The 19,035-nt window shown below is 58.4% G+C and carries 21 protein-coding genes; 8 read left to right on the plus strand and 13 right to left on the minus strand.

Annotated elements, in window-relative coordinates; translation table 11 throughout:
- Positions 1-242 precede the first annotated feature (242 nt).
- Positions 243-1,223 carry a GlxA family transcriptional regulator gene (locus AC0Z4S_RS19090; protein WP_485624187.1) on the minus strand — a complete coding sequence of 327 codons (981 nt, stop codon included), beginning with the start codon at positions 1,221-1,223 and terminating at the stop codon, positions 243-245.
- Positions 1,224-1,324: 101 nt separating this feature from the next.
- Here AC0Z4S_RS19090 and AC0Z4S_RS19095 point away from each other — a divergent pair, with 101 nt between their 5' ends.
- The 7 genes from AC0Z4S_RS19095 (at position 1,325) to AC0Z4S_RS19125 (ending at position 6,594) form a co-directional block, all read left to right on the plus strand.
- A complete protein-coding gene (locus AC0Z4S_RS19095) occupies positions 1,325-1,879 on the plus strand; it encodes a cysteine hydrolase family protein (protein ID WP_485624189.1) in 555 nt (184 codons plus the stop codon).
- Between the two features lie 230 nt (positions 1,880-2,109).
- The gene (locus AC0Z4S_RS19100) at positions 2,110-2,691 is read left to right on the plus strand and encodes a YjfI family protein (protein ID WP_485624216.1); all 582 of its coding nucleotides are present in this window, start codon (positions 2,110-2,112) and stop codon (positions 2,689-2,691) included.
- A 17-nt stretch (positions 2,692-2,708) separates the two neighbouring features.
- The gene (locus AC0Z4S_RS19105) at positions 2,709-3,407 is read left to right on the plus strand and encodes a PspA/IM30 family protein (protein WP_041477670.1); all 699 of its coding nucleotides are present in this window, start codon (positions 2,709-2,711) and stop codon (positions 3,405-3,407) included.
- Between the two features lie 221 nt (positions 3,408-3,628).
- Positions 3,629-4,279: a DUF2491 family protein gene (locus AC0Z4S_RS19110; protein ID WP_471878813.1), complete on the plus strand. Its 651-nt coding sequence runs from the start codon at positions 3,629-3,631 to the stop codon at positions 4,277-4,279.
- Positions 4,280-4,294: 15 nt separating this feature from the next.
- Positions 4,295-4,720, plus strand: a complete 426-nt coding sequence (locus AC0Z4S_RS19115; protein ID WP_485624191.1) for a DUF350 domain-containing protein — start codon at positions 4,295-4,297, stop codon at positions 4,718-4,720.
- An 18-nt stretch (positions 4,721-4,738) separates the two neighbouring features.
- On the plus strand, positions 4,739-5,434 hold the full coding sequence (locus AC0Z4S_RS19120; protein WP_485624193.1) for a DUF1190 domain-containing protein: 696 nt from the start codon (positions 4,739-4,741) through the stop codon (positions 5,432-5,434).
- Between the two features lie 2 nt (positions 5,435-5,436).
- Entirely contained in the window at positions 5,437-6,594 is a 1,158-nt protein-coding gene (locus AC0Z4S_RS19125) for a glutathionylspermidine synthase family protein (protein ID WP_485624195.1), read from the plus strand.
- Positions 6,595-6,793: 199 nt separating this feature from the next.
- Here the strand turns inward: AC0Z4S_RS19125 and AC0Z4S_RS19130 are convergent, their stop codons facing one another.
- Both AC0Z4S_RS19130 and AC0Z4S_RS19135 read right to left on the minus strand, forming a co-directional pair.
- A complete protein-coding gene (locus AC0Z4S_RS19130; RefSeq protein ID WP_003228709.1) occupies positions 6,794-7,312 on the minus strand; it encodes a single-stranded DNA-binding protein in 519 nt (172 codons plus the stop codon).
- Between the two features lie 9 nt (positions 7,313-7,321).
- Positions 7,322-8,719, minus strand: coding sequence for an MFS transporter (locus AC0Z4S_RS19135; protein WP_065615575.1), 1,398 nt, complete (start codon positions 8,717-8,719; stop codon positions 7,322-7,324).
- Between the two features lie 191 nt (positions 8,720-8,910).
- On the opposite strand from AC0Z4S_RS19135, the gene uvrA reads away from it, so the two are divergent.
- Positions 8,911-11,745, plus strand: coding sequence for an excinuclease ABC subunit UvrA (gene uvrA, locus AC0Z4S_RS19140; RefSeq protein ID WP_485624198.1), 2,835 nt, complete (start codon positions 8,911-8,913; stop codon positions 11,743-11,745).
- A 65-nt stretch (positions 11,746-11,810) separates the two neighbouring features.
- Here uvrA and bfr read toward each other — a convergent pair whose 3' ends face one another.
- From bfr to rplO, 10 genes are all read right to left on the minus strand, one after another.
- Entirely contained in the window at positions 11,811-12,278 is a 468-nt protein-coding gene (gene bfr, locus AC0Z4S_RS19145) for a bacterioferritin (RefSeq protein WP_042610653.1), read from the minus strand.
- A gap of 149 nt (positions 12,279-12,427) precedes the next feature.
- The gene (locus tag AC0Z4S_RS19150) at positions 12,428-13,882 is read right to left on the minus strand and encodes a catalase (RefSeq protein ID WP_485624200.1); all 1,455 of its coding nucleotides are present in this window, start codon (positions 13,880-13,882) and stop codon (positions 12,428-12,430) included.
- A 240-nt stretch (positions 13,883-14,122) separates the two neighbouring features.
- Entirely contained in the window at positions 14,123-14,509 is a 387-nt protein-coding gene (gene rplQ / locus AC0Z4S_RS19155; RefSeq protein WP_003176402.1) for a 50S ribosomal protein L17, read from the minus strand.
- Positions 14,510-14,551: 42 nt separating this feature from the next.
- Complete coding sequence (locus AC0Z4S_RS19160) at positions 14,552-15,553, minus strand: DNA-directed RNA polymerase subunit alpha (RefSeq protein ID WP_016772946.1); 1,002 nt, start codon at positions 15,551-15,553, stop codon at positions 14,552-14,554.
- A gap of 22 nt (positions 15,554-15,575) precedes the next feature.
- Positions 15,576-16,196, minus strand: a complete 621-nt coding sequence (gene rpsD, locus AC0Z4S_RS19165) for a 30S ribosomal protein S4 (RefSeq protein WP_003176404.1) — start codon at positions 16,194-16,196, stop codon at positions 15,576-15,578.
- 18 nt (positions 16,197-16,214) lie between these two features.
- On the minus strand, positions 16,215-16,604 hold the full coding sequence (rpsK, locus tag AC0Z4S_RS19170; RefSeq protein WP_002555466.1) for a 30S ribosomal protein S11: 390 nt from the start codon (positions 16,602-16,604) through the stop codon (positions 16,215-16,217).
- Between the two features lie 30 nt (positions 16,605-16,634).
- Positions 16,635-16,991, minus strand: a complete 357-nt coding sequence (gene rpsM, locus AC0Z4S_RS19175; protein WP_003186020.1) for a 30S ribosomal protein S13 — start codon at positions 16,989-16,991, stop codon at positions 16,635-16,637.
- A 130-nt stretch (positions 16,992-17,121) separates the two neighbouring features.
- Positions 17,122-17,238 (minus strand): 50S ribosomal protein L36, encoded by a 117-nt coding sequence (gene rpmJ, locus AC0Z4S_RS19180; RefSeq protein WP_002555468.1) that lies wholly within the window; start codon positions 17,236-17,238, stop codon positions 17,122-17,124.
- Between the two features lie 27 nt (positions 17,239-17,265).
- The gene (secY, locus tag AC0Z4S_RS19185) at positions 17,266-18,594 is read right to left on the minus strand and encodes a preprotein translocase subunit SecY (protein ID WP_042610655.1); all 1,329 of its coding nucleotides are present in this window, start codon (positions 18,592-18,594) and stop codon (positions 17,266-17,268) included.
- Positions 18,595-19,032: a 50S ribosomal protein L15 gene (gene rplO / locus AC0Z4S_RS19190; RefSeq protein ID WP_003228720.1), complete on the minus strand. Its 438-nt coding sequence runs from the start codon at positions 19,030-19,032 to the stop codon at positions 18,595-18,597.
- Between the last annotated feature and the right edge of the window lie 3 nt (positions 19,033-19,035).

The raw sequence follows: 19,035 nt of genomic DNA on the forward strand, positions 1-19,035 counted from the left end.
ATCATCGATCTCCACGAAGCGCCCGGAGATCGGGTGTTTGCCGCTGAAGTGCTGGCATCAAGCCTGTTTCAAACTGCACGACGGCGGGTAAAACTCCGGCAAATTGCACGATCTCTCATCCTTGCAGAGTTCATTGTGGGAGCGAGCTTGCTCGCGAATGGGGGATGTCAATCGAAGCTGATGTGTCTGACACACCGAATTCGCGAGCAAGCTCGCTCCCACAGGAAGCTCATTGATTCAGCTTAGCGCGTCAGACCAAATCGCCCCCGGTAATCACTCGGCCCCAGCCCGGTAATCTTCTTGAAGATCGCGCGAAACGCGCCCGGATCCTGATAGCCCACCGTCCAGGCGATGTGATCGATCGTGCCATTGGTGAACTCGAGCATTTCCCGCGCCTTCCCTACCCGCAAATGCTGGCAATACTCGGTCGGTTTCAAGCCTGTCGCGGCGCGGAATCGGCGTAGAAACGTGCGCTCTTCAAGTCCCGCGCGCTCGGCCATCGCCGCCAGCGAAACATCCGTTGCCCCGGTGCTTTGCAACCAGTGCTGAACCTTGAGAATCGCCGCGTCGCCATGACTGAGGATCGGCGCGAAATTGCTTCCGCATTCACTGGCGCTGTCGCTGTGTTCCATCACCAGAAAACGCGCGGTCGCGGTGGCAATGCTCGGGCCGAGCAAGCGATCGACCAGACGCAAACCCAGCTCCGACCAGGCCATCAGCCCGGCCGTGGTGATCAGGTCGCCGTCGTCGACAATCGGCGTGTCGGCCTTCAGTTTGATTTTCGGATAACGCTCGGCGAACGCTTTGGCCGAGGTCCAGTGGGTGGTGGCGCTGCGACCGTCGAGCAAGCCGCTTTCGGCGAGCATCAACGAGCCCACGCAGACACCACCAAGCGTTGCGCCGCGTGCATGCTGATCGCGCAGCCATTGCGTCAGGCTCGCGGTCATCTGCGCTGCATCGAACCCGCCAAGAGACGGCGGGATCAGCACGGCGAGCAAAACGTCCTCGGCACCCGGATGACTGTCATAGACCCGGGTCGGCAATTGCTCGCCTGCGACCTGCCAGTGACTGACCCGCAGCACGGGCAACTGCGCAGCCTGATACTCGGCGGCGATGCGGTTGGCCACCGCGAACAGATCGGTCAGACCATGCACCGCCGCCAGTTGCGCGCCGGGATAAATCAGCACGCCCAATTCAGCGGTGGCGGCTCTTTGTGCAGCCATTGTCAGTTTTCCCCTGCCTATTGTCGGTGCGGCCAATCCTCGAATCACCGGCCAGCGCCAATACTGTGACCACACCCAATCACTGCCTCAAGGACAATCCCATGGCCAAGCAAGCGCTCATCGTAGTCGATATCCAGAACGACTACTTCCCCCAAGGCAAGTGGCCGCTGGTCGGCGCCGACGCCGCTGCCGATAACGCCGCACGGCTGATCGCAGCGTTCCGCGAAACGGGCGATCCGGTGGTGCACATTCGGCATGAATTCACCTCCGAAGACGCGCCGTTTTTCACTCCCGGCTCCGAAGGCGCGAAACTGCATCCGAAAGTGCTCAACCGCGCCGACGAGCCGGTGGTGCTCAAGCACTTCGTCAACTCGTTCCGCGAAACCGAACTGAAATCGGTGCTCGACGAACAAGGCATCACCGACCTGGTGGTGGTCGGCAGCATGAGCCATATGTGCATCGATGGCATCACCCGCGCGGCGGCGGACATGGGTTACGGCGTAACGGTGATTCACGATGCCTGCGCCAGCCGTGATCTTGAGTTCAATGGTCTGACAGTGCCGGCGGCTCATGTGCATGCGGCATTCATGTCGGCGCTGGGTTTTGCCTACGCCAGCGTGGTATCAACTGACCAGTTCCTGCATGGCAACGCCTAGCAACAACTGCACAACCCAAAGGCCCGCCGCGTTGCGGGCCTTTTTGCGTCTGTCATGAAAATCTCACGCGTGAGTCATTGATGGCACTTTGCATTGGTTGTAGTGTGGCCCACGCGTGAGACGCTCATAACCGGATTCCAGCCATGACAAGCCGTACTCAGACGCCTGCCGCCGCCAGCCTCAAGGGCGAGCGTGCCAAAGCATCGGCGAAAAAACCGTCGAGCTTCTACATGAAGCAGATGCGCGCGGGCCTGGCCGCCGCCGGTTATGTGAAACACGAAACTTGGGTGCTTCCGGAAAACCGAAGCTTGCTCAAGCAAATGGAGCAACAGCTACGCCAACCGCTTCTGGCTGGCTCTTTCATGTCGGAGAATTACATGAGCGCAGGCAACAACTGGACCATCGACAGCCTCTTCAATGCCCTCAAGGCGCTGGACGAGGTGGCTTCCGAAGAGATTTCGCTGTCCCTGATCCAGAGCTCCGAACCGAGCATCAAGCTGGAAATGAACGAATTCGGCGGTCTGCCGATTCACATCGCCCTGGCCGGCCAGCAGATCATCGTCGATACCGTACTGGTCGACATCGATTCGATCAGCAACGTCCAGGCTTTCAACGATGCCGTGCTGCGCAGCCGCGAGATGTTCCCGCTGTCGTCGATCGGTATCGAGTCGATGCCCAATGGGCAGACCGTCTACAACATGTTCGGCGCCCTCAGCGCTGATTCGAGCCTGACCAACGTCGTCACCGAGGTGAAAACCCTGGTCGACAACGTGCAGCGCGCCAGCGAAGCCTTCGAACACTTCTTCAAGTAATCAACAGGGAATATCCAATGACTCAGTCCATCTGGAGCAAGTTGTTCACCGCACTGCGCGGCGGCGCCAATGAAGTCGGCGAAGCCATCGCCGACCAGCAGGCCCTGCGCATCCTCGATCAGGAAATCCGCGACGCCGACACCGCGCTGTCCAATGCCCGCCGCGAACTGGTAACGATCATGGCCAAGCACAAACTGGCCGCCGACCGCGTCAGCGAATACGACGCCAAGATCAAGGATCTCGAAGCCAAGGCCGTCGCCGCACTGAATGCCGGCCGTGAAGACCTGGCGCTGGAAGTGGCCGAAGCGATTTCGACCCTGACCAACGACCTCGCTGCCGAGAAGAAGCTTAGCGATGAATTCGGCGCCTACGCCGACAACATGCGCAAAGACATCAGCAAAGCCGAATCGCGGATCAAGAGCCTGCGCCAGCAAGTGGACATGGCCAAGGCCCGCGACAGCGTGCAGAAAGCCCAAGTCAGCGCCTCGATTGCCAGCGGCGGCGCCAACGGCAAACTGGAAACCGCAGTCGGCACCCTGAACCGCCTGCAAGCCAAGCAGCAGCAACGCGCTGCCGAACTGAGCGCAGCGGACGAACTGGCCGACGCCTCCACCGGCAACGATCTGGAACGCAAACTGCGCGACGCCGGCATCACGCCGAACGAAGGCAGCGCCAATGCGATCCTTGAGCGCCTGAAACAGAAGTCCGCGCAGTAAGCTATTGCGCAAACCCTTGTAGGAGCTGCCGAAGGCTGCGATCTTTTGATGTTGCTTTTAAAAGACAAGATCAAAAGATCGCAGCCTTCGGCAGCTCCTACAAAGGGATTCGTCCCCCCGCACAACCTTTTCATTTTGTCTGCTCGTTCGTCGCTCGGCTCGGTACACTACCGCCACTTTTTCACCCCCGAACACCTCCACCCGCTTCAAGGAAAGTACCCATGGGATGGTTTAAAGACTTGCTCGGCACCAGCAATTGGCAGTCCGCTGCGCCAACGACCACTGCCGTCAGCGGCCCACTGGGCATGGCGCAAGGCAAAGGCGTGCGTTTCGACACGACCTTGTCGCTGCTGCTGGAAGGCTCGACGTCGGTGCGGGTGCCGTTCGATCAAGCGGTGTGGAGCGCCGGCTGGGTCGATCTCGGCCAGTCCAACAAACTGCATCGCTATTACATGAACGACGAGGATTTCTGGGTGCAGATCCACGTCACCGGCGATGATCAGGTCGAGTCGGTCACCCTGTTCAATTACCTCAGCTACGTGACGGTCAACAGTGACGCCGAACTGCAGCGTCTGGCCGGCCCCAACAGCCTGATCGGCCTGCCGACCTACACCCACGACGGTGTCGAATACACCCGCGAATGGGGCACCGAACTGCAACAGACCGAACTGGTGCCAATGACCGAACACGTGGTCAACCCGGACGAGTCCTACACCATCAAGCACCACGCGATGCTGTATGCCCGCGACACCGGCCTGACCGATCGCCGCGAACTGCTGCTGTTCTCCGTCGAACAGGACGAAGAAGGCACGGTCAGCCTGAGCACTTCGCTGGGCATCTCGCTGTACACGACTGATTTGAGCGCCATCTAAAAAAGGAAGTTTTTCATGCTGGAAGTCTTGGCCGTTTCTCTGAACAAAACCGCGCTGGTCGGTTTTGTCGTCTACCTGATCGGCGCCGTGCTGCTGTTCATGCTGTTTCAATTCGTCTACACGCGCATCACCGCGCACAAGGAATTCGAGCTGATCCGTGCCGGTAACACTGCCGCCGCCATTGCCCTGTCCGGGGCAATCATCGGTTTCGCGATTCCGGCGAGCAACGTGATCGCCTACTCGGTCAACGTGCTCGACTTTGTCCTCTGGGCGGTCATCGCCGCCGTCGTGCAGCTGTTGGCGTTCGTTGCGACCGGGCTGGTGCTCAATGGCACCTCCCAGCGCATCGCCAACGGCGAAGTGGCGGCCGGCATTTATGTGGCGGCCGTGGCGATCAGCGTCGGCATGCTCAATGCCGCGTGCATGACACCGTCCCACTGACCGGCAGGAAGCCTTGCGATGAAACGCAGCAAATATGTGCAGTTGTCTCTCGCCGCGTCGGTTGCGCTGGCGATTACCGGTGAAGCGGCGGCGCTGGATCAGCCGCGCAACTTCCAAAGCGTTGAACAGTGTGTCGACGCCGAAGTGGCCGCCGATGTCTGCTCCAACGCCTACGTCGCCGCCCTGAACGAACACCGACGCATCGCCCCGGCCTACGACGACAAGGCCAAGTGCGACGCAGACTTTGCCGCCGACTGGTGTCAGAAAAATTCCGATGGCCGCTTCGTGCCCAAACTCGGCGGTTTCAAAGTGCCGCAGAACGGTGAAGAGCCGCAAAATCTGGATGCCATTGCCGATGCGCAGATGCCGGCGGGCGACGCCACCAGCAGCGCAAGTCACGGCGGCTCGCATTATTCCGGCAGTTCAGGTGGCGGCGGTAATGGCTGGCTGACCGGTTGGCTGATCGGCAATGCAATGAGCAACAACGCCAATCGCACCGTTTACCGCGATCGCGAAACGCGCCAGCCGTACAATACTTCGACGCAATACCGCAGAGCTGAAACGACCACGCGCAGCCAGCCGGATTACGAGAGCAGCAAGAGCAAACCGGTGAACGTTGCTTCGTCGACTTCGCGGGGCGGCTTCGGCAGCCAGTCCAGCGCCCGCAGCGGTTGGGGTGGCTGGGGCAGCAGTTCCGGACGCTCGAGCAGCTGACAATGAAAAAGATCCACTGCGCCGAGCGCCCCGACTGGAAACACACCGCCGAAAGTCTCGGTTTCCTGTTCCACACCATCGACGACGAACCGTACTGGGACGAAAGCGCCTACTACCAGTTCAGCCTCGCGCAGATCGAAAACGATCTCGAAGACCCGACTACCGAACTGCACGAGATGTGCATGGATCTGGTCGATCGCGTAGTCAACAGCGAGGAGCTGCTGGATCGTCTGAGCATTCCGGCGGCGTACTACGACATGATCCGCACGTCCTGGCGCGAAGGTCATCCCCATCTTTACGGTCGCATGGACTTTTCCTACAGCGGCAGTGGCCCGGCGAAACTGCTGGAGCTCAACTACGACACGCCGACCAGCCTTTACGAAGCGGCGGCATTTCAGTGGGGCTGGCTGGAGCAATGCATCGAACGCGGCACGCTGCCACCGCATGCCGACCAGTTCAACAGCATCGACACCAGGCTGCACCAGGCTTTCGCCGAATTGCAGTTGAAGCGGCCGTTCTACTTCGCTTCGATGAAGGATTCGGTCGAAGACAAAGGCACCACTGACTACTTGCGGTTGATCGCGGAAAAGGTCGGCATCGAATCACGCCACATCGATATCGAAGACATCGGCCTGACGGCTGAAGGTCGTTTCGTCGATCTGCAGGATCGCTGGATCCCGCACCTGTTCAAGCTGCACGCCTGGGAATTCATCTTCCACGAACCGTTCGGCACAGCGATCGCCGATTGCGACACGCAGTTTTTCGAACCGGCGTGGAAGGCGATTCTGTCGAACAAAGGCGTGCTGCCGTTACTGTGGGAACTGCACAAGGGCCATCCGAATCTGCTCGCCGCGCACCTTGATGCGAATCCGCAGAGTGCGGTGCCGAAGGGCTGGGTGCGCAAGCCGTACTTTTCCCGGGAAGGTGCGAATATCGAACTGCAAACGGCCCAGGGTCTGATCGTCAAAGAGGATGGGCCTTATACCGATGCGCCGTTCATCCTGCAGGAGTTCGCGCCGCTGCCGAAGTTTGGCGACAGCTACACGCTGATCGGTTCGTGGGTGATTGGTGATGAGGCGGCAGGGATTGGTGTGCGTGAAGACAATAGTCTGATCACCAAGGATTCCAGTCGCTTCCTGCCGCACCTGATCCTCGACTGAAACAATTCCCCATGTAGGAGCTGACGAGTGCAACGAGGCTGCGATCTTTTGATCTTCAGAAGCAACGTCAAAAGATCGCAGCCTCGTTGCACTCGTCAGCTCCTACAGGTCCTCGGGGGCGGCGCTGATTTTGCCTCACAAAAAAGGCCCGTCGTTTAAGCGACGGGCCTTTTTCATTCAAAGCGGTTACAGCGGCCAATCAGAACGGAATATCGTCATCGAAGCTGTCGAAATCCGGAGCCGGTTGCGGTGCGGCCTGCTGAGGTGCCGGAGCCGAACGCTGCTGCGGAGCCGACTGCTGCGGGCGTGGGGCCTGCTGACGTGGCGCCTGCTGCTGGTAGTTGTTGCCGCCGCCTTGCTGGTCGCCCTGTTGTGGACGGCCGCCGAGCAGTTGCATGGTGCCTTGCATGTCGACCACGATTTCAGTGGTGTAACGCTTGATGCCGTCCTTTTCCCACTCGCGGGTCTGCAGCTTGCCTTCGATGTAGACTTGCGAACCCTTGCGCAGGTATTCGCCAGCGATCTCGGCAACCTTGCCGAACATCGACACACGGTGCCACTCGGTCTTTTCGACCTTCTGACCGGTCTGCTTGTCGGTCCATTGTTCGCTGGTGGCCAGACTCAGGTTGGTCACGGCGTTACCGTTAGGCAGGTAGCGAACTTCGGGATCCTGGCCGCAAGTGCCGACCAATATGACTTTGTTAACCCCACGGGCCATAACGTTCTCCTAAGCGTCGCACGCAGCCCCGGCCGGGTTGTTGACCAGGCGTTCGAGGGTGGTGCGATCCACTAATTCTTTGTCCAGTTTGATGTAAACAGCCGCCTCTTCGGCGACTATCACTGCATCTGTTACCCCTACCAGGGCCTTGAGGCGCTCGACCAGACCCGCTTCGCGGATCGCTTCGGGCGACAACGGCAAGCGCAGGCTCGTCACGTAGGGAGGTTCGCGCATGGTAACAGCAAAGGCCAGCCAAAGTGCAGCCAGCGCGGCGCATCCGAGGAACACAACCGACAGACCGCCATGCTGGAACAACCAGCCGCCGAGTATTCCGCCGAGTGCCGAACCGAGGAACTGGCTGGTGGAGTACACGCCCATGGCCGTGCCCTTGCCGCCTGCCGGTGAAACCTTGCTGATCAGCGACGGCAACGATGCCTCGAGCAGGTTGAACGCGGTGAAGAACACCACCGTGCCGATCACCAGGGCGCGCAGGCTATCGCCGAACTGCCAGAAGAATAGTTCAGTCAGCATCAGTGTCATGACGGCGCCGAGCAAAACTCGTTTCATTTTGCGTCGCTTCTCGCCGTAGATGATGAACGGGATCATGGCGAAGAACGAAATCAGCAATGCGGTGAGGTAGACCCACCAGTGCTGCTCCTTGGGCAAACCGGCTTTTTCCACCAGCGCCAGCGGCAGAGCAACGAAGCTCGACATCAACATGGCATGTAACACAAAGATGCCCAGATCGAGGCGCAGCAGGTCCGGGTGCCTGAGCGTCGGCATCAGTGCCTGCCGCGCCACGCCGGATTCACGATGCTGCAGTGGCCCGGTGGACTGCGGCACCATGAACATGATGATCAGGATGCCGACCAGCGCCATGGCGCCAGTGGCAAGGAACAGCCCGGACAGCCCGAACGCACTCGTCAACAACGGGCCGACGACCATGGCCACGGCGAACGACAGGCCGATGGTCATGCCAATCATGGCCATGGCTTTGGTGCGATGCTGTTCGCGGGTCAGGTCGGAAAGCAGCGCCATCACCGCTGCGGAAATCGCCCCGGCGCCTTGCAGAATCCGCCCGGCGATCACGCCCCAGATCGAATCGGCCTGCGACGCGAGAACACTGCCAAGAGCGAAGACGATCAGCCCGAGATAGATCACCGGTCGACGACCTATGCGATCCGAAATGATCCCGAACGGGATCTGGAAAATCGCCTGGGTCAGACCGTAAGCGCCAATCGCCAGCCCGATCAGGGCCGGGGTCGCTCCCGCCAGATCCATGCCATAGGTCGCCAGCACCGGCAACACCATGAACATGCCAAGCATACGGAAGGCGAACACCAGGGCCAGACCGCTCGCCGCGCGGGTCTCGCTGCCACTCATGCGTTCGCTGTGGGGATCGTGCATGGAAAAACCTCGTGTGAACCGGCGGCGATTCTACCAGTCCCATCGGAAGACGGGGTATATCGCGACGCTATGACGCGTATAGATGAAACTCTCTTCATGAACGGCAGAACGCCCTTCGTTGGATAGTGTGCATCCATCCAGTATTTGCCCGTATACTCCTACGTTTTCGACGCCCGCCGAGCGAGGCCACTTTGGACAAGATCCTGATACGTGGGGCCCGTACCCACAACCTGAAGAACATCGACCTGACCCTGCCACGGGACAAACTGATCGTCATCACCGGCCTGTCCGGATCCGGCAAGTCATCCCTGGCGTTCGACACGCTGTATGCCGAAGGTCAGCGCCGCTATGTCGAATCGCTGTCGGCTTACGCCAGGCAGTTCCTGTCGATGATGGAAAAACCCGACGTCGACACCATCGAAGGCCTGTCGCCGGCGATCTCCATCGAACAGAAGTCGACCTCGCACAACCCGCGCTCCACGGTCGGCACCATCACCGAAATCTACGACTACCTGCGCTTGCTCTATGCCCGCGTGGGTACGCCGCGTTGCCCGGATCACGACATTCCGCTGGAAGCGCAGACCGTCAGCCAGATGGTCGATCTGGTGCTGGCGCAGCCGGAAGGCAGCAAACTCATGCTGCTGGCACCGGTGATCCGCGAGCGCAAGGGCGAACACCTGTCGGTCTTCGAAGAATTGCGTGCGCAAGGTTTCGTCCGCGCCCGGGTCAACGGGCGCATTTGCGAACTCGACGAGCTGCCGAAGCTGGATAAACAGAAGAAGCATTCGATTGACGTGATCGTCGATCGCTTCAAGGTTCGCGCCGATCTGCAGCAACGTCTGGCCGAGTCCTTCGAGACCGCGCTGAAACTGGCTGATGGCATTGCCCTGGTGGCGCCGATGGACGACGAGCCGGGCGAAGAAATGATCTTCTCCGCACGCTTCGCCTGCCCGATCTGCGGCCACGCGATCAGCGAGCTGGAACCCAAGCTGTTTTCCTTCAACAACCCGGCCGGCGCCTGCCCGACCTGCGATGGCCTGGGCGTGAAGCAGTTCTTCGACATCAAGCGTCTGGTCAACGGCGAGCTGACCCTGGCCGAGGGCGCGATACGCGGCTGGGACCGGCGCAACGTCTATTACTTCCAGATGCTTGGCTCACTCGCCTCGCATTACAAGTTCAGCCTGGACAAGCCTTTCAACGACCTGAGCGCCGAGCAGCAGAAGTTCATCCTGCACGGCAGCGGCTCGCAGAACGTCGACTTCAAGTACCTGAACGACCGTGGCGACATCGTCAAACGCTCGCACCCTTTCGAGGGCATCGTGCCGAATCTTGAGCGTCGCTATCGCGAAACCGAATCGGCGAGCGTGCGCGAAGAGCTGGCCAAGTTCCTCAGCCATCAGGCCTGCCCGGATTGCCGAGGCACGCGTCTGCGCCGTGAAGCGCGGCACGTGTGGGTCGGTGAGAAAACCTTGCCGGCAGTGACCAATCTGCCGATCGGCGATGCCTGCGAATATTTCGCTGCACTGAAGATGACCGGGCGGCGCGGAGAGATCGCCGACAAGATCCTCAAGGAAATCCGCGAGCGTCTGCAGTTCCTGGTCAACGTCGGCCTCGACTATCTGTCGCTGGATCGCAGCGCCGACACACTTTCCGGTGGCGAGGCGCAGCGGATCCGTCTCGCCAGCCAGATCGGCGCCGGACTGGTTGGCGTTCTATACATTCTCGATGAGCCGTCCATTGGCCTGCATCAGCGTGACAACGACCGGCTGCTGGGCACGCTCAAGCATTTGCGCGATATCGGCAACACGGTGATTGTGGTCGAGCACGATGAGGACGCGATTCGCCTGGCTGACTATGTTGTCGATATCGGCCCGGGCGCGGGTGTGCACGGCGGGCGGATCGTCGCCGAAGGCACGCCGGACGAAGTCATGGCGCACCCGGATTCGCTCACCGGCAAATACCTGTCCGGCCGGGTGAAGATCGAAGTGCCGGCCAAACGCACGCCACGCAACAAGAAGCTCAACCTGTCGCTCAAAGGTGCGCGCGGTAACAACCTGCGCAATGTCGATCTGGACATCCCGATCGGCCTGCTGACCTGCGTGACCGGCGTATCCGGTTCGGGCAAATCGACACTGATCAACAACACGCTGTTCCCGCTGAGTGCCACCGCACTGAATGGCGCGACCACGCTGGAAGCGGCGGCACACGACAGCATCAGAGGTCTGGAGCATCTCGACAAAGTCGTCGATATCGACCAGAGCCCGATCGGTCGTACGCCGCGTTCCAACCCGGCGACCTATACCGGCCTGTTCACGCCGATCCGCGAACTGTTCGCCGGCGTGCCCGAGTCGCGCTCCCGTGGTTACGGCCCTGGACGGTTCTCGTTCAACGTCAAGGGCGGTCGCTGCGAGGCGTGTCAGGGCGATGGCCTGATCAAGGTGGAAATGCACTTCCTGCCGGATATCTACGTGCCTTGCGATGTATGCAAGAGCAAGCGTTATAACCGCGAAACCCTTGAAATCAAATACAAGGGCAAGAGCATCCACGAAACCCTTGAAATGACCATTGAGGAAGCCCGGGAGTTCTTCGATGCAGTGCCAGCGCTGGCGCGCAAGCTGCAGACGCTGATGGATGTCGGCCTGTCGTACATCAAACTCGGGCAGTCGGCGACAACCCTGTCCGGCGGTGAAGCACAGCGGGTCAAGTTGTCGCGCGAGCTGTCCAAGCGCGATACCGGCAAGACCCTGTATATCCTCGATGAGCCGACTACCGGTCTGCACTTTGCGGATATCCAGCAGTTGCTCGACGTTCTGCATCGCCTGCGCGACCACGGCAACACAGTGGTAGTGATCGAGCACAACCTCGATGTGATCAAGACCGCTGACTGGCTGGTGGACCTCGGTCCAGAGGGCGGTTCCAAGGGCGGTCAGATCATTGCAACCGGTACACCGGAGGAAGTCGCCGAGATGAAGCAATCTCACACCGGCCATTACCTCAAGCCGTTGCTGATCCGCGACCGGGCTTAACCGCCCGGCATGAAAAAGCCCCTGTCACCGTTGAAGTGACAGGGGCTTTTTTGTAGCCATTGCAATCAGGACGCGTGGGATTGCAGGTAGTTCTCAAGACCGATCAGTTTGATCAGCCCCAACTGCTTTTCCAGCCAGTAGGTGTGGTCTTCTTCGGTGTCGTTGAGCTGAACCCGCAGAATCTCGCGGCTGACATAATCCTGATGCTGCTCGCAGAGTTCGATACCCTTGCACAGGGCAGCGCGGACTTTGTATTCGAGGCGCAGATCGGCTTCGAGCATCTCCGGCACCGTAGTGCCGACATCCAGATCATCCGGACGCATGCGCGGCGTGCCTTCGAGCATCAGGATCCGCCGCATCAATGCATCGGCGTGGCCGGCTTCTTCTTCCATCTCGTGGTTGATGCGCTCGTAGAGCTTGGTGAACCCCCAGTCCTCATACATCCGCGAATGAACGAAATATTGGTCACGCGCGGCCAGTTCGCCGGTCAGCAACGTATTGAGGTAATCGATTACATCTGGGTGGCCTTGCATCGCCCTACATCTCCCTTCCTGAAAGTCTGTAGTTTGAACCAACCTGACCGTAAGGTCACCCGCTTCGCGCAATAAAAGCGAAGATATTCTGAGAAAAGCAGGCCAAATAACGCAAAAACCGCCCAAATGAGGGCGGTTCTGCTTCTCGTTTAGACTTCGTTAAGCTGTACGTTGAGCAGCTTTGCGATTGCTTCTCCATACGCCGGATCGGCTTGGTAGAAATGCTGCAACTGGCGATCGACCACGTCGCTCGAAACACCCGCCATTGCACCGGCAATGTTGCTCACCAGCAGTGCTCTCTGCTCGTCGCTCATCAAGCGGAACAACGCACCGGCGTGGCTGTAGTAGTCGGTGTCTTCGCGGTGATCGTAGCGATCTGCGGCACCGCTCAAGGCCAACGCTGGCTCGGCGTAATGTGGCGCTTGTTTCGGCGACTCGATGTAGCTGTTCGGTTCATAGTTCGGCGCCGCACCACCATTGCTGCCGAACGCCATGGAGCCGTCACGCTGATAAGTGTTCACCGGACTGCGTGGAGCATTCACCGGCAATTGCTGGTGGTTGGTGCCAACGCGGTAGCGGTGCGCGTCAGCGTAGGCGAATACGCGGCCTTGCAGCATGCGGTCCGGGGACAGACCCACGCCGGGCACCATATTGCTCGGGCCGAACGCAGCCTGTTCAACTTCGGCAAAGTAGTTCAGCGGGTTGCGGTTCAACTCCAGCTCACCGACTTCGATCAGCGGAAACTCTTTCTGCGACCAGGTTTTGGTCACGTCGAACGGATTCTCGTAATGAGCCGCCGCCTGAGCTTCAGTCATGATCTGAATGCACACGCGCCATTTCGGGAAATCACCGCGCTCGATGGCCTCGAACAGGTCACGCTGGGCGTAATCCGGGTCGGTACCAGCCAAACGGGCGGCCGCGGCTGGCGCAAGGTTTTTGATGCCTTGCTGGGTCTTGTAATGCCACTTGACCCAATGACGCTCGCCTTTGGCGTTGATCAGGCTGTAAGTGTGGCTACCGAAGCCGTGCATGTGACGGTAGCCGTCCGGAATGCCGCGATCAGAAAACAGAATGGTGACCTGGTGCAGCGCTTCGGGCGAATGCGACCAGAAATCCCACATCATCTGCGCACTTTTCAGGTTGCTTTGCGGCAGGCGCTTCTGCGTGTGAATGAAGTCAGGAAACTTCAGCGGATCGCGGATGAAGAACACTGGCGTGTTGTTGCCAACGATGTCCCAGTTGCCTTCCTCGGTGTAGAACTTCAAGGCAAAACCGCGAGGATCGCGTTCGGTGTCGGCCGAACCACGCTCGCCACCTACGGTGGAAAACCGCAGGAAGGTTGGCGTTTGTTTACCTACCGATTCGAACAGTTTTGCGCTGGTATATTCGGTGATGTCACGGGTGACGGTGAACGTACCGTAGGCGCCTGAGCCTTTGGCGTGGACACGGCGTTCAGGAATGTTTTCACGGTTGAAGTGCGCGAGCTTTTCGAGCAGATGGAAATCGTCGAGCAGCAGCGGACCGCGTGGGCCGGCGGAGCGGGAATTCTGGTTGTCAGCGACTGGCGCGCCACTGGCGGTTGTAAGCGTCTTGGTCTGGCTCATGCGGTCTTCTTCCTCTGTCAGTCTTTGAACTGCCGGCTAATGGGCTTGGCGGGAAGTATTGATCATCGACGGTATCGCTACAAATTCATTAACTTGCAGGCATCGATAGATATTTACTAATTATGTTTTCCCGGCACATAGTGGCAGTTCGACCCTGTTAGAAACTTGTACGGACGGCGCATTTCTTACGGGCACAAAAAACCGGGCACTAGGCCCGGTTCTTTGTTTCAGACTGACGTCTTACTCGGCGGATACAGCTTCGCCAGCAGTAGCACGATCAACCAACTCGACGTACGCCATAGGCGCGTTGTCGCCAGCGCGGAAACCGCACTTGAGGATGCGCAGGTAGCCACCCTCACGGGTAGCGTAACGCTTGCCCAGGTCGTTGAAGAGCTTACCAACGATAGCTTTCGAACGAGTACGGTCGAAAGCCAGACGGCGGTTAGCCAGGCTGTCTGTCTTGGCCAGAGTGATCAGCGGCTCGGCAACGCGGCGCAGTTCTTTGGCTTTTGGCAGAGTAGTTTTGATCAGCTCGTGCTCGAACAGCGACACCGCCATGTTTTGGAACATGGCCTTGCGGTGCGAGCTGGTGCGGCTCAGGTGACGACCACTTTTACGATGACGCATGGTTCATTCCTTACCAAACACTACGTTCGGTGATTACGACGATCAGGCAGTCGCCTTGTCGTCCTTCTTAAGACTTGCAGGCGGCCAGTTGTCGAGGCGCATGCCGAGGGACAGACCGCGGGAGGCCAGAACGTCCTTGATTTCAGTCAAGGATTTCTTGCCCAGGTTCGGAGTCTTCAACAGCTCTACTTCGGTACGCTGAATCAGGTCACCGATGTAGTAGATGTTTTCCGCCTTAAGGCAGTTAGCCGAACGTACAGTCAGTTCCAGATCGTCAACCGGGCGAAGCAGGATCGGATCGATCTCGTCTTCCTGCTCGACAACCAGCGGCTCACTTTCACCTTTGAGGTCGACGAACGCAGCCAGCTGCTGTTGCAGGATGGTTGCAGCGCGACGGATAGCCTCTTCAGGATCCAGAGTACCGTTGGTTTCCAGATCAATAACCAGCTTGTCCAGGTTGGTACGCTGCTCGACACGGGCGTTTTCCACCACGTAAGCGATACGGCGAACCGGGCTGAACGAAGAATCGAGCTGCAAGCGACCGATGCTGCGGCTTTCGTCTTCATCGCTCTGACGCGAGTCGGCTGGTTCATAACCACGACCACGAGCTACGGTGAGCTTCATGTTCAGGGCGCCGTTAGACGCCAGGTTAGCGATTACGTGATCGGGATTAACGATCTCGACATCATGATCCAGCTGAATATCGGCAGCGGTAACCACCCCCGAACCCTTCTTCGACAAGGTCAGCGTAACTTCGTCACGACCGTGCAGCTTGATGGCCAGACCTTTAAGGTTCAACAGGATTTCAATTACGTCTTCCTGTACACCTTCGATGGCGCTGTACTCGTGGAGCACACCGTCAATCTCGGCCTCGACTACTGCGCAGCCGGGCATTGAGGACAACAGGATGCGGCGCAGCGCGTTGCCCAGGGTGTGGCCAAAACCACGCTCGAGAGGCTCGAGAGTGATCTTGGCGCGGGTTGGACTGACAACCTGCACATCAATGTGGCGGGGTGTCAGGAACTCATTTACCGAAATCTGCATGGATGCACCTATTTTCTAGCCCTTACTTGGAGTAGAGCTCGACAATCAGGCTTTCGTTGATGTCGGCGGACAGATCACTGCGAGCAGGAACGTTCTTGAAAACGCCCGACTTCTTCTCAGTGTCTACTTCTACCCATTCTACGCGGCCACGTTGGGCACACAGATCGAGAGCTTGGACAATGCGAAGTTGGTTTTTTGCTTTCTCGCGAACTGCAACCACGTCACCAGCACGAACCTGATACGACGGAACGTTTACGGTCTGACCGTTGACGCTGATCGACTTGTGCGATACCAGCTGACGGGATTCGGCACGAGTCGAACCAAAGCCCATACGGTATACAACGTTGTCCAGACGGCATTCGAGAAGTTGCAGCAGGTTTTCACCGGTTGCACCTTTCTTGCCAGCAGCTTCTTTGTAGTAGCCGCTGAACTGACGCTCGAGAACGCCGTAGATACGACGGACCTTCTGCTTTTCACGCAGTTGGGTGCCGTAGTCGGACTGGCGACCGCGGCGTTGGCCGTGGATACCAGGTGCTGCTTCAATGTTGCACTTCGATTCGATCGCGCGCACGCCGCTCTTCAGGAAGAGATCGGTGCCTTCGCGACGAGCGAGTTTGCATTTTGGACCAATGTAACGAGCCATTCTTTACAATCTCCTGGATTACACGCGGCGCTTCTTCGGCGGACGGCACCCGTTGTGCGGGATTGGCGTCACGTCGGTGATGCTGGCGATCTTGTAGCCACAGCCGTTCAAAGCGCGGACTGCGGATTCACGACCTGGACCTGGACCCTTGACGTTGACGTCGAGGTTTTTCAGGCCGTATTCCAGCGCAGCTTGACCAGCACGCTCAGCAGCTACTTGAGCAGCGAACGGGGTGGACTTGCGGGAACCGCGGAAACCCGAACCACCGGAGGTAGCCCAGGAAAGAGCGTTACCTTGACGGTCGGTAATGGTCACGATGGTGTTGTTAAAAGATGCATGGATGTGGGCGATGCCATCAACCACTGTCTTTTTAACTTTTTTACGAGGACGAGCAGCAGGTTTTGCCATGATTAAATTCCTGTCGATTCGCTGGGGCGATTACTTGCGGATCGGCTTACGCGGACCTTTACGGGTACGCGCGTTGGTCTTGGTACGCTGACCGCGTACTGGCAGACCACGACGATGACGCAGACCGCGATAGCAACCGAGGTCCATCAAGCGCTTGATTTTCATGTTGATTTCGCGACGCAGGTCACCTTCAGTGGTGAACTTCGCCACTTCGCCACGCAGCTGTTCAATCTGCTCGTCGCTCAGATCTTTGATCTTTGCTGCTGGGTTTACCCCAGTCACTGCACAGATCTTCTGTGCAGTAGTGCGACCAACACCATAGATGTAGGTCAGCGAGATAACAGTATGCTTGTTATCTGGAATGTTAACGCCTGCAATACGGGCCATTCAGTGGGACTCCAATTGACAGCTACCTACGCCCCGGAAGCCAAGAAATAGGGCGCGAGATAATATCGCTGTAATAACAAATAATCAACCCGGTAGCGCACTAGCTACCGGGCTTGAAGCACAATCACACTCAGCCTTGGCGCTGTTTGTGACGCGGTTCCGCGCTGCAAATTACTCGAACAACACCTTCGCGGCGAATAATCTTGCAGTTACGGCACAGCTTTTTCACCGATGCACGAACTTTCATCACCAACTCCTCGAACCTTATGGGTACTCAGCGCAACATGCCGCTGCCGTAACCCTTCAGGTTGGCTTTCTTCATCAGGGATTCGTACTGGTGCGAAACGAGGTGCGATTGTACTTGGGACATGAAGTCCATCACAACCACGACCACGATCAGCAACGAGGTCCCGCCAAGGTAGAACGGAACGTTTGCTGCAACCACCAGGAACTGGGGCAACAGGCACACGGCCGTCATGTAAAGAGCACCGAACATGGTCAAGCGGGTCAGAACGCCATCGATATAGCGCGCAGACTGCTCACCTGGACGGATGCCCGGAATAAAGGCACCGGACTTCTTCAGGTTTTCCGCTACGTCTTTCGGATTGAACATCAACGCCGTATAGAAGAAGCAGAAGAAAATAATCCCTGCACTAAACAGCAGAATATTCAACGGCTGACCAGGAGCGATCGACTGCGAGATGTCCTGCAACCAGCCCATACCTTCAGACTGACCGAACCAGGCACCCAACGAAGCCGGGAACAGCAAAATGCTGCTCGCGAAAATAGCCGGAATAACACCGGCCATGTTCACCTTCAGCGGCAAGTGGCTTGTCTGCGCAGCAAAAACCTTGCGGCCCTGCTGACGCTTGGCGTAGTGAACAGCGATACGACGCTGGCCACGCTCAATGAACACCACGAAACCGATAATCGCTACTGCCAGCAAACCGATGGCAACCAGGGCGAAGATGTTGATATCACCCTGACGCGCAGACTCGAAAGACTGCCCGATTGCTCTCGGAAGACCGGCGACGATACCCGAAAAGATCAACATCGAGATACCGTTGCCTACACCACGCTCAGTAATCTGCTCACCCAGCCACATCATGAACATCGCACCAGCCACAAAAGTGGTTACCGCGACGAAATGGAAGCCAAAGTCACCAGTGAACGCAACGCCCTGCCCCGCCAGGCCAATGGACATGCCAATAGCCTGAACGAGAGCTAGGACGACGGTGCCGTAGCGGGTGTACTGGCTGATCTTGCGACGGCCAGCTTCACCTTCCTTCTTCAACTGCTCCAGCTGCGGGCTGACGGCGGTCATCAGTTGCATGATGATCGATGCCGAAATGTACGGCATGATCCCCAGTGCAAAGATGCTCATCCGTTCCAGCGCGCCGCCGGAGAACATGTTGAACAAGCTAAGAATGGTCCCCTCATTCTGTCGAAACAGGTCTGCGAGTCGGTCCGGGTTGATACCTGGAACCGGGATGTGTGCGCCTATTCGGTAGACGATAATCGCCAGGAACAGAAAACGCAGACGAGCCCAGAGTTCAGACATACCGCCTTTGCCGAGCGCAGAGAGAGCACCTTGCTTAGCCATTTATTCCTCGAACTTGCCGCCAGCTGCTTCGATAGCCGCACGCGCACCTTTGGTGGCGCCGATTCCCTTGCCGATAGTGACAGCGCGAGTCACTTCACCGGACAGCATGATTTTCACACGCTGTACGTTGACGTTAATCACGTTGGCATCTTTCAGGGACTGCACGGTGACGATATCGCCTTCCACTTTAGCCAGCTCGGACAGACGCACTTCTGCGCGATCCATAGCCTTCAGGGAAACGAAACCGAACTTCGGCAGGCGACGATGCAGCGGCTGTTGACCGCCTTCAAAGCCTGGAGCAATGGTGCCACCGGAGCGGGAGGTTTGACCTTTGTGACCACGGCCACCAGTCTTGCCCAAACCACTACCGATACCACGGCCCGGACGATGCTTTTCGCGACGGGAACCCGGCGCTGGACTCAGATCATTGAGTTTCATCGA

The organism is Pseudomonas sp. 1L-B-1-E-C1 (assembly GCF_057291835.1).

Excerpts from the sequence above, each read along its gene's own strand:
- AC0Z4S_RS19090 (WP_485624187.1), bottom strand. The coding sequence starts at position 1,223 with ATGGCTGCACAAAGAGCCGCCACCGCTGAATTGGGCGTGCTGATTTAT.
- AC0Z4S_RS19095 (WP_485624189.1), top strand. The coding sequence starts at position 1,325 with ATGGCCAAGCAAGCGCTCATCGTAGTCGATATCCAGAACGACTACTTC.
- AC0Z4S_RS19100 (WP_485624216.1), top strand. The coding sequence starts at position 2,110 with ATGAAGCAGATGCGCGCGGGCCTGGCCGCCGCCGGTTATGTGAAACAC.
- AC0Z4S_RS19105 (WP_041477670.1), top strand. The coding sequence starts at position 2,709 with ATGACTCAGTCCATCTGGAGCAAGTTGTTCACCGCACTGCGCGGCGGC.
- AC0Z4S_RS19110 (WP_471878813.1), top strand. The coding sequence starts at position 3,629 with ATGGGATGGTTTAAAGACTTGCTCGGCACCAGCAATTGGCAGTCCGCT.
- AC0Z4S_RS19115 (WP_485624191.1), top strand. The coding sequence starts at position 4,295 with ATGCTGGAAGTCTTGGCCGTTTCTCTGAACAAAACCGCGCTGGTCGGT.
- AC0Z4S_RS19120 (WP_485624193.1), top strand. The coding sequence starts at position 4,739 with ATGAAACGCAGCAAATATGTGCAGTTGTCTCTCGCCGCGTCGGTTGCG.
- AC0Z4S_RS19125 (WP_485624195.1), top strand. The coding sequence starts at position 5,437 with ATGAAAAAGATCCACTGCGCCGAGCGCCCCGACTGGAAACACACCGCC.
- AC0Z4S_RS19130 (WP_003228709.1), bottom strand. The coding sequence starts at position 7,312 with ATGGCCCGTGGGGTTAACAAAGTCATATTGGTCGGCACTTGCGGCCAG.
- AC0Z4S_RS19135 (WP_065615575.1), bottom strand. The coding sequence starts at position 8,719 with ATGCACGATCCCCACAGCGAACGCATGAGTGGCAGCGAGACCCGCGCG.
- bfr (WP_042610653.1), bottom strand. The coding sequence starts at position 12,278 with ATGCAAGGCCACCCAGATGTAATCGATTACCTCAATACGTTGCTGACC.
- AC0Z4S_RS19150 (WP_485624200.1), bottom strand. The coding sequence starts at position 13,882 with ATGAGCCAGACCAAGACGCTTACAACCGCCAGTGGCGCGCCAGTCGCT.
- rplQ (WP_003176402.1), bottom strand. The coding sequence starts at position 14,509 with ATGCGTCATCGTAAAAGTGGTCGTCACCTGAGCCGCACCAGCTCGCAC.
- AC0Z4S_RS19160 (WP_016772946.1), bottom strand. The coding sequence starts at position 15,553 with ATGCAGATTTCGGTAAATGAGTTCCTGACACCCCGCCACATTGATGTG.
- rpsD (WP_003176404.1), bottom strand. The coding sequence starts at position 16,196 with ATGGCTCGTTACATTGGTCCAAAATGCAAACTCGCTCGTCGCGAAGGC.
- rpsK (WP_002555466.1), bottom strand. The coding sequence starts at position 16,604 with ATGGCAAAACCTGCTGCTCGTCCTCGTAAAAAAGTTAAAAAGACAGTG.
- rpsM (WP_003186020.1), bottom strand. The coding sequence starts at position 16,991 with ATGGCCCGTATTGCAGGCGTTAACATTCCAGATAACAAGCATACTGTT.
- rpmJ (WP_002555468.1), bottom strand. The coding sequence starts at position 17,238 with ATGAAAGTTCGTGCATCGGTGAAAAAGCTGTGCCGTAACTGCAAGATT.
- secY (WP_042610655.1), bottom strand. The coding sequence starts at position 18,594 with ATGGCTAAGCAAGGTGCTCTCTCTGCGCTCGGCAAAGGCGGTATGTCT.
- rplO (WP_003228720.1), bottom strand. The coding sequence starts at position 19,032 with ATGAAACTCAATGATCTGAGTCCAGCGCCGGGTTCCCGTCGCGAAAAG.